Annotated in this window: 14 protein-coding genes; 4 read left to right on the top strand and 10 right to left on the bottom strand. The window is 41.1% G+C overall.

The genetic code is table 11. The features are described 5' to 3' along the window. Window positions 1–355: 355 nt before the first annotated feature. Window positions 356–2968, top strand: a complete 2613-nt coding sequence (adhE, locus tag BCU94_RS14165) for a bifunctional acetaldehyde-CoA/alcohol dehydrogenase (RefSeq protein WP_102435513.1) — start codon at window positions 356–358, stop codon at window positions 2966–2968. Between the two features lie 164 nt (window positions 2969–3132). Here adhE and BCU94_RS14160 read toward each other — a convergent pair whose 3' ends face one another. From BCU94_RS14160 to rimK, 4 genes are read right to left on the bottom strand one after another with little or no spacing between them, the layout of a single operon-like run. Continuing rightward, the gene (locus BCU94_RS14160; protein WP_102476745.1) at window positions 3133–3996 is read right to left on the bottom strand and encodes a mechanosensitive ion channel domain-containing protein; all 864 of its coding nucleotides are present in this window, start codon (window positions 3994–3996) and stop codon (window positions 3133–3135) included. Between the two features lie 45 nt (window positions 3997–4041). Then, entirely contained in the window at window positions 4042–4467 is a 426-nt protein-coding gene (locus tag BCU94_RS14155; protein ID WP_102435517.1) for a RimK/LysX family protein, read from the bottom strand. Between the two features lie 11 nt (window positions 4468–4478). Further along, the gene (locus BCU94_RS14150) at window positions 4479–5501 is read right to left on the bottom strand and encodes a succinylglutamate desuccinylase/aspartoacylase family protein (protein WP_102476744.1); all 1023 of its coding nucleotides are present in this window, start codon (window positions 5499–5501) and stop codon (window positions 4479–4481) included. 13 nt (window positions 5502–5514) lie between these two features. Further along, window positions 5515–6420 (bottom strand): 30S ribosomal protein S6--L-glutamate ligase, encoded by a 906-nt coding sequence (gene rimK, locus BCU94_RS14145; RefSeq protein WP_102476743.1) that lies wholly within the window; start codon window positions 6418–6420, stop codon window positions 5515–5517. A 139-nt stretch (window positions 6421–6559) separates the two neighbouring features. On the opposite strand from rimK, the gene BCU94_RS14140 reads away from it, so the two are divergent. Further along, window positions 6560–7408, top strand: coding sequence for a LysR family transcriptional regulator (locus tag BCU94_RS14140; RefSeq protein ID WP_102476742.1), 849 nt, complete (start codon window positions 6560–6562; stop codon window positions 7406–7408). A gap of 83 nt (window positions 7409–7491) precedes the next feature. Continuing rightward, on the top strand, window positions 7492–8088 hold the full coding sequence (locus tag BCU94_RS14135; protein WP_102476741.1) for a DUF1569 domain-containing protein: 597 nt from the start codon (window positions 7492–7494) through the stop codon (window positions 8086–8088). Between the two features lie 41 nt (window positions 8089–8129). Here the strand turns inward: BCU94_RS14135 and BCU94_RS14130 are convergent, their stop codons facing one another. The 6 genes from BCU94_RS14130 to zwf form a co-directional block, all read right to left on the bottom strand. After that, the gene (locus BCU94_RS14130) at window positions 8130–9233 is read right to left on the bottom strand and encodes a hypothetical protein (protein WP_102476740.1); all 1104 of its coding nucleotides are present in this window, start codon (window positions 9231–9233) and stop codon (window positions 8130–8132) included. Window positions 9234–9237: 4 nt separating this feature from the next. Then, entirely contained in the window at window positions 9238–9945 is a 708-nt protein-coding gene (locus tag BCU94_RS14125; protein WP_102476739.1) for a class I SAM-dependent methyltransferase, read from the bottom strand. 137 nt (window positions 9946–10082) lie between these two features. Continuing rightward, window positions 10083–10724 carry a bifunctional 4-hydroxy-2-oxoglutarate aldolase/2-dehydro-3-deoxy-phosphogluconate aldolase gene (locus tag BCU94_RS14120; protein WP_102476738.1) on the bottom strand — a complete coding sequence of 214 codons (642 nt, stop codon included), beginning with the start codon at window positions 10722–10724 and terminating at the stop codon, window positions 10083–10085. 19 nt (window positions 10725–10743) lie between these two features. Further along, window positions 10744–12570: a phosphogluconate dehydratase gene (gene edd, locus BCU94_RS14115; protein WP_102476737.1), complete on the bottom strand. Its 1827-nt coding sequence runs from the start codon at window positions 12568–12570 to the stop codon at window positions 10744–10746. Between the two features lie 11 nt (window positions 12571–12581). Further along, entirely contained in the window at window positions 12582–13280 is a 699-nt protein-coding gene (pgl, locus tag BCU94_RS14110) for a 6-phosphogluconolactonase (RefSeq protein WP_102476736.1), read from the bottom strand. 9 nt (window positions 13281–13289) lie between these two features. Then, window positions 13290–14762: a glucose-6-phosphate dehydrogenase gene (zwf, locus tag BCU94_RS14105; protein WP_102435536.1), complete on the bottom strand. Its 1473-nt coding sequence runs from the start codon at window positions 14760–14762 to the stop codon at window positions 13290–13292. Between the two features lie 330 nt (window positions 14763–15092). Here zwf and BCU94_RS14100 point away from each other — a divergent pair, with 330 nt between their 5' ends. After that, on the top strand, window positions 15093–15947 hold the full coding sequence (locus BCU94_RS14100; protein ID WP_102435538.1) for a MurR/RpiR family transcriptional regulator: 855 nt from the start codon (window positions 15093–15095) through the stop codon (window positions 15945–15947). The last annotated feature ends 117 nt before the right edge of the window (window positions 15948–16064 follow it).

Here is a 16064-nt window from a genome sequence, read left to right as displayed (position 1 = left end):
TGGCTTTGATGAGCGTTAAGCATCTAAAGTCACTAACACTGTAATAAAACTTCAATTCACTTCCAGCCAAAGCACACTCAGTTAGCTTAAATTTTTATGCTATTAATTCAAAGGTAAAACACTCTTAGTGAATTAACCGCCAGCTTTGCTGACATGATAATAATCACTTAACTAAGCCTTTTTGTGTAATTAAATTACCATTCGTAGTGATTTGTGCTGTGGATCACGACATATATACCGCTAAAGGAGTAATTTTATCACGTAGACGCTAATAATTTGCCAAGGTCACAGCTATAAAAGCTGCTAAGAGTTGTTAACTAAAACGCTTTAGTTAACAATTTTTGAGGACGTAATGATGACTGTCAACAACACCGAACAACTTGAGCTACTGGTAGAGCGAGTCGCTAAAGCGCAGAAAGAATATGCCAATTTCAGCCAAGAACAAGTCGACAATATATTCAGAGCAGCAGCGCTTGCCGCCACAGATTCTCGTATTAAACTTGCTAAAATGGCAGCAACTGAAACCAACATGGGTTTATTAGAAGACAAAGTCATTAAAAATCACTTTGCATCTGAATATATATACAACAAATATAAAGACGATAAAACCTGCGGTATCATCGCTGAAGACATCACTTTTGGCACCATCACCATTGCCGAACCTGTAGGGATAATTTGCGGCATAGTGCCCACAACTAACCCTACCTCAACTGCCATTTTCAAAGCGCTGATTAGCCTTAAAACCCGTAACGGTATTATATTCTCGCCACATCCAAGAGCCAAGCAATCCACCACGACTGCAGCACGTATTGTTTTAGATGCCGCCGTTGCCGCTGGTGCACCCAAAGACATTATCGGCTGGATTGACGAACCTTCAGTGGCGCTGTCTAACCAACTTATGACACACGATAGCATCAACCTTATCCTCGCAACTGGCGGCCCCGGTATGGTTAAAGCTGCATACTCATCGGGTAAACCTGCCATTGGGGTTGGTGCGGGTAATACCCCAATCGTGATTGATGAAACCGCTGATATAAAACGCGCAGTAAGCTCAATCCTTATGTCAAAAACCTTCGATTACGGCGTCGTGTGCGCCTCAGAGCAAGCCATCATCGTGGTAGACAGTATTTATGAGCAAGTTAAACAACGCTTTGAAACTCATGGCGGTTACCTGTTATCCGATTCAGAGACCGCTGCCATGCAAGAGGTTATTCTTAAAAATGGTGGGTTAAATGCTGACATCGTTGGTCAAAGTGCCCCAACCATTGCCAACATGGCAGGAATTACTGTCCCAAGCTGGACTAAGGTATTAATTGGTGAGGTGACGGATATCAATGAAGCTGAAGCCTTTGCCCATGAAAAGTTATCACCACTTTTAGGTATGTACCGCGCCACTGATTTTAATGATGCCATGGACAAAGCTGAAGCATTAGTGACATTAGGCGGCATTGGTCATACCTCAGGGTTATACACTGACCAAGATGGCCAAGTAGAAAGAGTTAAAGCCTTTGGTTTTAGGATGAAAACTGCGCGGATATTAATAAACACTCCAGCATCACAAGGAGGTATTGGCGATTTATATAACTTTAAATTAGCGCCATCACTGACTTTGGGCTGTGGTTCATGGGGCGGTAACTCAATATCTGAAAACGTTGGCCCAAGCCATTTAATTAATAAGAAAACTGTCGCTAAAAGGGCTGAAAATATGTTGTGGCACAAACTACCCTCTTCAATTTATTTCCGCCGAGGCAGTTTACCCATTGCATTAGAAGAGCTATCAACTAAAAAACGCGCCTTAATTGTCACTGACAAGTTTCTGTTTAATAACGGCTATTGCGATGAAACCATTAAAATCTTAAAAGCTCAGGGGCTTGAAACAGAAGTATTCTATGACGTTGAAGCGGATCCTACTTTAGCCATTGTGAAACAAGGCGCTAAAGTTGCTCAAAGTTTCCAACCTGATGTCATCATAGCATTAGGTGGTGGTTCGCCTATGGATGCGGCTAAAATAATTTGGGTATTGTATGAACATCCTGACGTTGATTTTGCTGACTTAGCTTTGCGTTTTATGGATATTCGCAAACGTATTTATAAGTTCCCCAAATTAGGGGTTAAAGCGCAAATGGTGGCAATACCGACCACCTCTGGCACAGGCTCAGAAGTGACCCCGTTTGCCGTGGTAACCGATGAAGTGAGCGGCATGAAATATCCTATTGCTGATTATCAACTCACTCCTAACATGGCAATTGTCGACCCCAATTTAGTAATGGATATGCCAAAGTCATTAACCGCTTTTGGTGGCATTGACGCTGTAACTCACGCATTAGAAGCTTATGTTAGCGTGATGGCAAATGAATTTAGTGACGGTCAGGCCTTACAAGCACTGGAATTATTATGTGAGCATTTACCGGCAGCTTATGAACTGGGCGCTAAAGCCCCCATAGCCAGAGAAAAAGTCCATAACGGCGCCACTATCGCAGGTATTGCCTTTGCTAATGCTTTTTTAGGCATTTGCCACTCAATGGCCCATAAGCTCGGTGCTGAGTTTCATTTAGCCCATGGGTTAGCAAACGCATTGTTAATCAGTAATGTTATTCGCTTTAACGCCACCGATATGCCGACCAAGCAAGCTTCTTTTAGTCAGTACGACCGCCCAAAAGCCTTATGTCGTTATGCAAAGATAGCTGAAACCCTAAAGCTTGAAGGTATTGACTCAAACACCACTGATAAAGACAAGGTAGCATTGCTAATAAGTAAAATAGAACAGTTAAAAACCGCAGTCGGTATTCCGACATCTATCAAGGAAGCTGGTGTTAATGAAGCCGATTTCTTAGCCAAATTGGATGAATTAGCCGAGCACGCTTTTGATGATCAATGTACTGGCGCCAATCCGCGCTTCCCGCTTATTAGTGAGTTAAAGCAGATATTATTAGATAGCTTTTATGGTAAGCCATATCAAGATAACTAATGGCTATGTTCTAGTTGCTACTTTTCGGCACTGGCTCTGGTACAAGTCTACACAAGCTAGAGTTATAAAAGAACTGGCTTGAACAGTAGCGATTAATTAACCGCTGATACAATATTGATTATCATCAAATGTATCAGCGGTATTTTTATTTAATAATTTACTGTTTACCTTTGCTTTATTAGTGTCAGTGAGCCATCCAGATGCACATCACGTTGTGGATATGCCACCACAATATTGTTTTGCTCTAATAATTCATCCAGTGCAAAACGAATATTACTTCGCGTCACCCTTAACCCCCCTTCTACAGTGGAGTTAATCCAAAAGTTAACTTCAAATATTAGCGCGTTGTCACCAAAGTCTTCAAAACTCACCACAGGTTTAGGCTCAATTAATACCTCTTTTTGTGCGATAGTTGCTTCATATAGCAAATCTGCGACAACTCTTGCCTTAGTCCCATAAGCTACGCCAACCCGCACATTTGACCTGACTAAATTATCAACTAGTGTCCAATTCACCACAGTGTTTTCTAATAATGTGCTATTGGGGATCAACAAGTGAACGCCATCAACCCGTCTTATACGAGTCGAACGATTATTAATGGCTTCGACTATGCCTTTAGCACCTTCAACTTCAAGAAAATCACCAATTTTAATGGGGCGTTCCCACATTAATATCCAACCACTAATGAAGTTGTTAATAATGTTTTGCGCGCCAAAACCAAAACCGATTGCAATGGCACCGGACAAAAATGCAAATGCGGTAATGGGCACATTAATTAAATCAAGCGAAGTAATTAATAATATTGCAATGGCGATGACATACAATATACGTTGCAACAGATGGATAATATTAGGGTCAGTCTTTTTAGACGTTAACCGCTTAGTGATCAGTTTTACTAGCAATTTAGTGATGAACAAACCGACAATTATGATCACCGGAATGATCAATAACCCACCTAAGGTAATTGGCTGTTGTGCAACAGTAAACACTGTCAAATTTAGCCATTGTTCAACTTGTACGAAATCCATTATTGCACCTCGTCGTTATTACTAAACCTGAATTCATATTTAGATTCAAGATCCTAAATATACCGCTGACGGATCCACTAAAAACCGTGTACCTAAAGCTTCACGACCAAATAGCATTAAATAACTCATGTCTGAGCGATCGGTAAGGGTAATTTCAATCGACCACTTTTGTTGCCCAAGAACTACTGGCGTTTTAATCACATAACGTTGCTCCGAGGTGCCATTAGATGACTTAATTTTACGGATATCACTAATAGGAGCATGGCAGCTTTTTACCGTATCAACATTATGTGAATCTGGGTGAATATCAAACGAGACACAATGCTCGCCATCTATCAGCACCTTTTTAATATTATCTACATGTAAAGACGAAGTTTTAGCCCCTGTATCCACACGTACTTGTAACTCGGTGATACCCAATTTAGGCAGCGCGATATACTCTAAGTTGCCAATAATCGTTTTATTTTTCATATCGAAACTCATTAATTTACAGAATCTGGTAATAGTTGTTCTTGAACATTTTCAATGTGTTCAGCAATTTTTTCATCATTTTCGCTAAAGTAAGCAATATGAAACATGGCTTCACCTTCTTGCACTAGCGGTATGTTTTGTTTACCGATTAATATGCCAGAGCGTGATGCGATCACCGAGTCAATCACTTCGCCATAGGGGCTACCAATTTCAGCCAAAACTTGCCCTTTAGTAATTTGTTCACCCAAATTAGCAATGTTATGCACAATCCCACTGGCATTGGCACGTACCCACTGACTGCCGTTGGCGATAAATGGGGCGCGCTTTTTCTTTGCTTTTGATGATGATTTTCTTATCATGCCTAAGTGCTGCAACACATTTAAAATGCCTTTCATGCCTGCACGTATTGAAAACTCATCAAATCTTAGCGCTTCACCTGCTTCATACAAGAGGATTTTGGTTTCATTCTTAACAGCTGACTCCCTTAAAGAACCATCCACTAGGTTTGAATTTAAAATAACCGGCACGCCAAACACTTCGGCAAGTAGTTTGGTTTCCTCATCGTCCATATCCGCTCTAATTTGCGGGAAATTAGAGCGGTGTATCGCGCCAGTATGTAAATCGATGCCGTAATCACAATGTCTAACGATTTCATTAAGAAATATATGTGCTACCCGCCCAGCTAATGAACCTTTCGCAGAGCCAGGAAAACAGCGATTTAAATCCCGTCTATCTGGCATGTAGCGGCTTTGATTCACAACCCCATACACATTGACCATAGGTACAGCTATGAGGGTTCCTGAAGTAATCTTCAGTTTATTTTGTTTAATTAGCCTTCGTATAATTTCAATACCATTTAATTCATCACCATGTACCGCCGCGCTGATAAATATTGTCGGCCCCGGCTTTTTGGCACGGATGATATGTACCGGTAAAGAAACATCAGCATCGGTATATAATTTTGCTACCGGCAGCTCAATTTTACGTTGCTCACCAGGTAAAATATCAAAATCGCCAATGGTTAGCTTATCCATAATGACGTCCTATTTAACCTTTACCGCGAGTTTTGTTGTTATGGGGTTTAGCATTTTTTTCAATAAACTCAAACACCATAGCGGCAACATCTTTACCTGTGGCTTTTTCAATACCTTCAAGACCTGGCGATGAATTAACCTCCATAACCATAGGGCCATTTTGTGAGCGCAGTAAATCAACGCCGCATAAGTTTAGCCCCATAATTTTGGCTGCATTAACTGCTGTTTCACGCTCTTCTTTAGATAATTTAACCACTACAGCAGAGCCACCGCGGTGCAAGTTGGAACGAAACTCACCTTCTGCCCCTTGGCGCTTCATTGCCGCAACAACCTTACCGCCAACCACTAAACAGCGAATATCGGCACCACCAGCTTCTTTAACAAATTCTTGTACCAAAATGTTGGCTTTTAACCCCATAAAGGCTTCGATAATGGCTTCAGCAGCTTTAGCGGTATCAGCAAGAACCACCCCGATACCTTGGGTGCCTTCTAGTAGCTTAATCACAACAGGCGCACCACCAACGTTTTTAATTAAATCTTTAATGTTGTCAGGCTTATTAGCAAAACCGGTACGTGGCAGCCCAATGCCTTTACGTGACAATAATTGCAATGAACGTAATTTATCGCGAGAGCGACTAATGGCGACAGATTCGTTAATATTAAAGGTGCCCATCATTTCAAATTGCCTGGCCACAGCTGTACCGTAAAATGTCACTGATGCACCAATACGCGGGATCACAGCATCATACATAGGAAGCTCTTTACCATCGTAGCGCAAGGTTGGTTTGCTGCTGGTAATATCCATGTAGCAATGTAATGTATCAATAATATCCACTGTGTGGCCCATAGCTTCACCGGCCTCTTTTAAGCGGCGAGTTGAATATAAATTTGGGTTTCTTGATAGAATGGCAATTCTCATAATATGTCCTGAACATGTTTCTTTTATTGCACAAAGGTGCTGTAATTCGCTGAGTGTAAGAGTATCTCTCTCATAAATATAACGTTATATTTTGATGTGTTTAATTAAAAAATTTAATCAAAGCTTTTAAAGGATTTTGATGAAAGTAGAATTATTAAAAACATTTTTAGAAGTAAGCCATACGCTACATTTTAGAGTCGCTGCCGAAAATTTGTTTATCACTCAATCTGCTGTCAGTGCCAGAATCAAGCTTTTAGAAGAGGACTTGGGGGTGTTACTGTTTGATCGCAGTAAGAAACACCTCAAATTAACCCCTGAGGGTAACCGCTTAATTAAGCATGCCAATGAGCTGTTATTGATGTGGCAAAAAGCCAAGCAAGATGTGGGGATTGCTGAGGGTGATAACCACCAACTGGCCATAGGTTCTATCATGTCTATATGGGATATCGTCCTACAAGGCTGGCTCACCAAAATTCACCTCAATATCGAAGGGATGAGTTTATTAACCAGTACCCTATCGCCCGTTGAATTAAGAAAAAGCCTGTTAAGTCGCGTTATTGATGTGGCCTTTTTATTCGAGCCGCCTTATGTAGAAGATCTTGTCATCACTAAGGTTGCGACTGTGCCGTTATACCTAGTGAGCACAGAATCAAATCGTGCCAAACAAAAGTCGACATTAGCAAACTACATTATGGTGGACTATGGTGAGTCGATTAACAGCCAATACCGCCGCAGTTTTCAAGACTCACCGCCAGCAAAACACTCGATGAACCAACCAAGGATTGCACTTAATTTTTTATTGGATGTCGGTGGCTGCGCCTACCTGCCAAGACAAATGGCGTTTGAATATATTGAAAGCAATAGACTTTTTATTGTCGAAGATGCGCCGGTTTTTTCTCGAGAAATTTATGCAGTGTATTTAGAAAAAGGCCATAAAGTCGATATTATTGAACAAACGCTACAGCTAATTCCCTACCTTAAAACTTGATTTTAAATCAGTGAAACAGCAAGGCAAAATTAACAGCTGGCGTAATTTTAGTCTGCTACTCACAAAGCCCAACAAGGATAACCATGGACAGAAGAGCGTTTTTAACAGCTTTGGTAAAAGGCAGTGCCGTGGTTGGCGCTGGTGTGACAATTGCAGGTACAGTGACTTGGTTTAGCATCACCCCAGCACCTCGGCCATTGACTATAGATAATATATTATCTCAAATAGCGCAATTGCTTGCTGCAGCCGTCATTGGCAACAACCCAGAGCAAGCAGCAAAGGCTACTTTAAGCACGACATCAGCAGGTTGGGATTTAAACCAAATTTTTACTCATTGCGCCCAAAGTGTTGAGTATTCAATGACAGGTTATCCCCAGCAAAAAGCAGAGATTTTTAAACACACTATTGGGGCTAGCGCATTTGCTTTATTCAGTGCTAAAGGCAAGATGACTCATAACCTTGCAGAAGTCATACCCGGTGCACCTTTAATTTCAAAGCAGGCTGATTATTTGCTAGCCCTCAAAAGGTTGCAACAATCGCTCGTAGATTTTCAGCAATATAACGGTCATTTACAGCCCCACTTTGCTTATGGCAAGCTCAGTAAACAAGACTACGCCCTTGCCCATGTAATGCACTTTAATAATCATATGCAGCAAATACAGCTGCGCACGTTAAGCTGAAACTATATAAGGTCAATAACAGCCATTATATTGGCCTAGTGTCAGCAATTTGGTTTAACGAGACCTAGTGTTAGTTCACCAATAAGCGCATCTGGTTGATCGACTCCAATATATACACTATCAATACCTTTAATAGGCTCAACTAAGGTTAGTTTGACATTGGGAGCGCCAGAAAAGTTAAAGCGTTTTATCGTTTCAGCACGTCGAATGGCTAATTTGTTGGGTTCGACAGTTTTAATATTACTTAAATCAATGCTAAAGCTATTAAACACTCCGTAGCGAATATGTAATTTATTCTGAATTATGACGCTTGCTCCTGAGCCTGAATTTAAATCTGCGAGGCCAAGCTCAGCTTGAGTGTTTGGGTTGTAATTATCAGTGACTAATGAGGCTGCACAAGTCTCTATTGTGATCGGTCTGCGTGACATAGCACGGTATTCAGCAATAAAGAATACTAAACTCACCAAGGTTAATGCCGTTACCACATTAGCGCTGAACGCTGAAAACATAAAATGAACCAGTAAATGCATCAGCGGTATTTCAAACATTATCATCATTATAAATCCTAGCGCGTTAGACTGATTACCGTCTTTATGATGATAACTAAATTGTGAATCACCGTGATATGTTGACGGTTTGATTAAATGGCCACACAAAAAGAAGCTCCAAACTCTGGCTTCAAAAATCATGATATCGGTTACCAAGTTATTACCAAATAAAGCACTAATTGGCTGCTTAATTGCAATATCAGGATCAACTCCTGATTTAAGCGCCGTTTTTATGGCAAATATCACGCAGGTAATTGAAAATACCTCAATTAATACAAATACCGTCAGTAACAGGTAACGGATCTGAGTTAAATAAGGCCATAATATTTGTTGCTCTGAGGGAATAATATAACTGCCAAGCACTATTAAAATAGCAAAATAACCGAGTGCCTTAACGAGTGCTAACTTGGTAGATTTGATACACAAAAAGCAAATTATGGGTAAAATGATAGCAGCGTCAATGAGTAACAACCAATCGAATTTTGCTGCGCCATAATCATTAATCCACATATCGTTTTGATAAAATAAAAACCAGGCAAACGATAGAACTAGCAGACTAATAAAAGGGATTTTGGAAGCTAATGGCCATGTTCGCATTCGATCACTCCTTAATTAACACTGTTTTCTTAGCAAATAAAAACCTATCAGTGGCCATCTTCTGACCATCGACGATATGATCTTGGGTAAAGCTGGTGACAATTTCAAAATCATATTGGCAGAGCAAAGACGCTATAAATTCAGGTTGATAAAAATACATATGTAGCTTGTCACCTTCAGCAGACTCTTGCACACATGATTGACTGTAATCATCTTGCATAAAGCCAATATAGATCAACGCTTGTGGTGTGGATACCTTAGCTAAAGATTCAATAAAAGGCGCTATATCAGTTTTTGCAAGATACGGCAGACAAAATGAGCACAGCAGTACATTAAATCTATTATTTGTTGCCGCAATCTGGCGAATATCGTTAACCTCAAATGTCGCTGCGGGGTTTTGCTGCTTGGCAATCGTTATCATCGCCGTAGATAAATCTATTCCACTGATATTTATCGGGACATTTCGTTGCTGAGCTAATGCTTGTTGCAAATACAAACTGGCGTTACCTGGTCCGCAACCGATATCGTATACAGAAATACCCGTTTCTGTTTTAAATGCCGATTTAGAACTAGATTCAATGTTGAATTGAGTGTCTATTAACGCAGCAAAACGATTAAGACTATCAGCATATAAGGCACAATCCATGTATTTTTGCTGATATTTATCAGCTGCTTTGTCAAATACGTTTACCGTTTGCTGGTACTTGTCCATTTAAAGAAGTGTCCATTTTTATAATGTTAATTCACCAGTATTAATTTATACACTATAAAATTGATGATCGGACTTATTTTAAAAACAAAAAAACCACTCGAAAGTGGCTTTTATTAATCGTTAGTTAAACGCTCGGGTTATAAAGCGCCGATGGCATCTTTACAGAGCTGGGTAATACGACCCCAATCTTCTTGTTCCATTGCATCAGTAGGCGCTATCCAGCTACCACCAATACAATCAACATTAGCTAATGCTAAGTAATTTTTATAACTTGTCGGCGTAATACCGCCTGTTGGACAAAAACGAATATTCGCCAATGGACCCGAGAAGGCTTTCAGTGCATTAACGCCGCCAGAAGCTTCTGCAGGGAAGAATTTAAAATGGGTGTAACCCAACTCCATCCCCGCCATGACTTCTGAGATGCTCGCAACACCTGGAATTAACGGCACATTACCACGCTTAGCTGCTTTTAACAGGTCAACGGTAGCACCTGGCGTAATAATAAATTGTGAACCCGCATCTACAGCTTGCTGCAGTTGCAATTCATTTAAAATAGTACCTGCCCCCACTAACGCATCTGGGACTTCTTTAGCAATTAATGCAATGGCTTCTAAAGCACATTCTGTGCGTAAAGTGACTTCTAAAACACTGATGCCGCCCGCTACTAATGCTTTAGCTAACGGTACTGCATGCTCAATTTTATTGATAACCATTACAGGAACAATCGGGCTGCGTTTAAAAATATCTTGTGGCTGTAACGTCCAGTTATTCTCAAGCATTCGAGTATCTTCCTTTTAATTAATAAATTTCGTCAATGGCACTGGTACTACGAGCGCCTGTTTCTGGGCTGCTTAAACTATTTCGTAAAGCACCGAATAATTCACGGCCCATGCCATAACTTGAGTGATGTAGATCTACTTTCCCAGCTACACGTGCAGTTAAAGTGGCTTCATCCACCAGTAAACTTAGCTCGCCGGTATCAGCATTGACACGGATCATGTCGCCATCTTCAACCTTAGCGATAAGGCCACCATCTAATGCTTCTGGCGTTAAGTGAATCGCTGCAGGCACTTTGCCTGACGCGCCAGACATACGGCCATCTGTAACAAGCGCCACTTTGAAGCCCTTATCTTGTAAGGTACCTAAATATGGCGTGAGTTTATGTAACTCTGGCATACCGTTAGCTTTCGGGCCTTGGCCTTTTACCACCACAACACAATCTCGGTCTAAACCACCTGCTTGGAAAATTGCATCAAGCTTGTTTTGGTCGTCAATCACAACCGCTGGACCTTCAACAATTCTGTTAGCTGCTGGTACAGCAGAGACTTTGATCACTGAACGACCAAGGTTACCTTTAAGTAATTTTAGACCGCCGTTATTTTGAAAAGGTGTGTCGATGTGAGTTAACACTTCTTTGTCTAAACTTTCTGTTGGCCCATTAACCCAAGTTAACTTGCCATCAAGAATGCGCGGCTCTTGGGTATATTTACGTAAACCAAAGCCCGCTACAGTGTTGACATCCTCATGGATAAGCCCTGCATCTAGCAATTCTTTGACTAAAAATGCCATACCGCCTGCGGCGTGGAAATGGTTAATATCAGCATGACCGTTTGGATAAACCTTTGCCAATAATGGTACGCAATCAGATAAATCTGAAAAGTCATCCCAGTTTACAATGATGCCAGCGGCGCGCGCTGCAGCAACAATGTGCATAGTCAGGTTGGTAGAACCACCTGTTGCAAGGATACCGACGATGCCATTAACCACTGATTTTTCGTTAACAATCTCACCGATTGGGGTGTATTGGGTACCCATTTCAGTTAAACGACACACTTGTTTAGCTGCCATTGCGGTTAGTTCATCACGTAGTGGATCATCAGGATTCACAAACGAAGAACCAGGAAGCTGTAGCCCCATCATTTCAAGCATTAACTGATTAGAGTTAGCAGTACCGTAGAAAGTACAAGTACCCGCACTGTGATAAGAGCTTGATTCAGCTTCTAACAATGCAGCTCTATCAACTTTACCTTGTGCAAATTGTTGACGTACACGGGCTTTTTCTTTGTTTGGAATACCAGATTTCATTGGGCCTGCTGGCACAAACATCATTGGTAAATGACCAAAACTTAACGCGCCAATCAATAAACCCGGAACAATCTTGTCGCAAATACCTAATAATAAGGCGCCGTCAAACATGTTGTGAGATAAACCAACCGCCGTTGACATTGCAATCACTTCACGACTCAGTAAGCTTAGCTCCATGCCAGGTTGGCCTTGGGTAACACCGTCACACATTGCCGGAACGCCCGCAGCAACTTGAGCAACACTACCGACTTCTTGGCAGGCTTTTTTAATGAAATTTGGGTAATCTTCATATGGCTGATGAGCAGATAACATGTCGTTAAATGCCGTCACAATACCGATATTCGCTTTGGTTAATTGACGTAAAGAGTCTTTATCATCTGGCTTACAAGCCGCAAAACCGTGGGCTAAGTTACCACAGCTTAATGCACTACGATGTACGCCTTTGGCGCGAGCATCGTTTAATGCTTCGAGATATTTTTTACGTGAATCTTGGCTACGAGCGATAATTCGATCGGTAACAGCTTGAACTACTGAGTGCATGGTTAACTCCTTTACGCGCTATAAAACACATCAACGGGCGTTTTACGCTGCGCTAATACGGCTCTAATTGGCATTGCATTCACATCGTCGCTTTCCAAAGCTTGGCGATATACGGATAGTTTTGACTCACCTACTAAATGCAGATAAATCTGGCGACTGTTTAAAATGGCACCTTTAGATAAGGTAATACGTGCATGTGGAGCAGTCGTTGGATTAACGGCTGCGCAAAGTAAATCAGTCGTAAAAGCGTTTTCTAATTCTTTACTGCAAGGGAACCACGAACAAGTGTGGCCATCTGTACCCATGCCTAATACCACAACATCAAATGGTTTAGGGAAGTTAGCCAGAGACTCAATCGTCATGTCACAGCCCTTTTCAGGGCTATCAAACATATTCTTTAAACCACGGAATTTGGCACTTGCTGCGCGATTTTGTAATAAATGTGCTCTTACTAAGCGCTCGTTAGAATCTGCAGCTTCTGCATCTACCCAACGTTCATCGGCAAGTGTGATATAAACATCACTCCAGTCGATCGCTTTATTGCTTAGTAATTGAAATAATTTAAGCGGTGTCGAGCCACCTGAAACAACAAGACTTGCTTTACCACGGCTATCAACCGCATCCTGCAACTGACTGGCAATTTTGTCAGCTAATTTGGCTTCGAGATCCGCTGGGGTTGCAAATGCTTTAAATACAGATTCTTTAATCATAATATTTCCTTACTCGTCCCAAGAACGACCATCTTTAGTGATTAAAGCAACTGAAGCCACAGGGCCCCATGTACCTGCTGGATATGGCTTAGGCTTCTCGCCGCCATTTTCCCAAGAATTGATGATGCCATCGACCCAAGTCCAGGCTTGCTCAACTTCATCACGGCGCACGAACAATGCTTGATTACCTAACATGGCTTCAAGTAATAAACGTTCGTAAGCGTCGGCAATGCGTTCGTTTTTAAAGGTATCGGTGAAACTTAAATCAAGTTTGGTGGTTTGGATGCGTTGCTTTTCTTCCAGACCTGGGACTTTATTCATCATTTGAATTTCAACACCTTCATGGGGTTGCAAACGAATAGTCAACTTGTTTGGTGGTAAGTTACGCATGGTGTCACGATATAAATTATGCGGCGGGTTTTTGAAGTAAACCACAATCTCACTGCTCTTAAACGGCATACGTTTGCCACTACGTAAGTAGAACGGCACGCCAGCCCAGCGCCAATTATCAATATCAACGCGAAGCGCTACAAAGGTTTCAGTGTTAGATTTAACATTGGCGCCCTCTTCTTCTAAATAACCAGGAACAGGTGAGCCTTTTAAATAACCACTAGAATATTGACCACGAACCGTGTTTTCAAACACGTTGTTTGGGGTAATTGGACGCAATGACTTAAGTACTTTTACTTTTTCATCACGAATGCTATCAGCATCTAAATTTACTGGCGGGTCCATTGCCACAAGCGTCAGCACTTGCAGTAAATGGTTTTGGATCATGTCACGCATTTGACCTGCAGTATCAAAGTATCCCCAACGACCTTCAATACCGACTTCTTCAGCTACGGTGATTTGTACATGATCAATCGTGCGGTTATCCCACTTAGAAGCAAACAATGAATTCGCAAAGCGCAGGGCAATGAGATTTTGAACGGTTTCTTTACCTAAATAGTGGTCAATTCGGTAAACTTGATTTTCATTGAAGAATTCAGAAACTTTGTCATTAATGACTTTTGATGACGCAAGGCAAGTGCCAATTGGCTTTTCAAGCACGATACGGGTGTCGGAATGAATAAGGTTTTGCTCATTAAGACAACGACAGATTTCACCAAAGATTGACGGAGGCGTGGCGAAATAGCTGACCATTACACGCTTAGTTGGCTCTAAAAGACCATGGAAAGCTTTGTAGCCTTCAGAATCGGTAAAATTAGTACCGATATAATGACAACGAGCAATAAAGCGAGCGAGGGTCTCTTCACATAACTCGTCCTTTACAAAAGTGTTTAATGCTTTATTGACAAGTTCAATGAACTCTTCTTGAGTAAAGGCATCTTTAGCGACACCAATAACTTTGGTGTCTTTATCTAATAGATTCGCTTTATCAAGCTGATAGAGAGAAGGTAACAACTTACGGCGTGCTAAATCGCCTTTGGTGCCAAAAAGTACAAAGTCGCAAGCCTTGGCGCCTATTGATGAGTTACTCATTGCTTAAAATACTCCTTTATTATGCGTGTTCACAGGCAAACCATTTTTAGTTGCCAGTGAATAAAAGCACACTTTTGTTGTAATATAACAACAGAATTAAATTTGTGCATTATAATTTTACAATTATTGATATTGGTTACATCTAGCCTTTTTCACATAAAACCTGATAGTATTTTAGTTGTTAAATTACTTTACTATCATAGATTAGTTACAAAAAATAAAACAAAACGGCTTATAATCGTTTTTAGAGGTATGAAAATTACTTCATTTCCTCCTAAATTGTAATTTATGATATAAAATTACATCATCCATTTTAGCGGACAATTACTTATGAATACCCTTGAGAAGGTGCAAAAAAGCCTTACACAATTTAGTAAGTCAGAGCGAAAAGTTGCAGAGGTCATTCTCTCTTCTCCGCAAACGGCGATTCACTCTAGTATTGCAACGCTTGCCAAAATGGCTGACGTCAGCGAACCCACTGTGAACCGTTTTTGTCGCAGACTTGATACTAAGGGCTTCCCTGATTTTAAGTTACATTTGGCCCAAAGTCTTGCTAACGGTACACCTTATGTAAGCCGCCATGTTGAAGAAGATGATTCTCCTGAATCCTATACAACAAAAATCTTCGAATCTTCAATGGCATCCCTTGATACTGCCCGTCAAAGCCTTGATGTGGTTGCAGTCAATAAAGCCGTAGATATTTTAACGCAAGCTAAAACAATATCGTTTTTTGGCCTGGGAGCATCCTCATCAGTTGCTCACGATGCGCAGAATAAGTTCTTCCGTTTTAACGTACCGGTCATTTGTTTTGATGATGTATTAATGCAACGTATGAGCTGTATTGGCTGCGATGAAGGTGATGTTGTGGTGCTTATATCCCACACTGGCCGTACTAAATCATTAATCGAAATAGCCCGAATTGCCCGTGAAAATGGCGCTGCGGTGATTGGGATTACTGCTCGTAACTCGCCACTGTCTCACGAATGTACGTTGCCGGTGACCATGGAAGTGCCAGAAGATACTGACATGTATTTACCTATGGCTTCACGTTTAGCACAGCTGGTTACTATTGATGTGTTAGCCACAGGCTTTACCTTGAGAAGAGGCCCGCGTTTTCGCGATAATCTAAAACGTGTTAAAGAAGTATTGAAAGAATCTCGGATAAATAAAGATCTTACCATCTAATTATTACTAAATAATTACCTGTCCGAAAGGCCGAACAATATTACCTGTTCGGCCTTTTTTATTGAATTTATACGACTCAGTCACAGATATATATCTCAAAAACGATCTTTTTGTTCG

Origin of the sequence: Shewanella sp. 10N.286.52.C2 (assembly GCF_002874545.1) — a bacterium.
Classification (GTDB): domain Bacteria; phylum Pseudomonadota; class Gammaproteobacteria; order Enterobacterales; family Shewanellaceae; genus Shewanella.
Note: the sequence above shows the minus strand (reverse complement) of the source record. Positions and strands in the feature narration are given on the sequence as shown.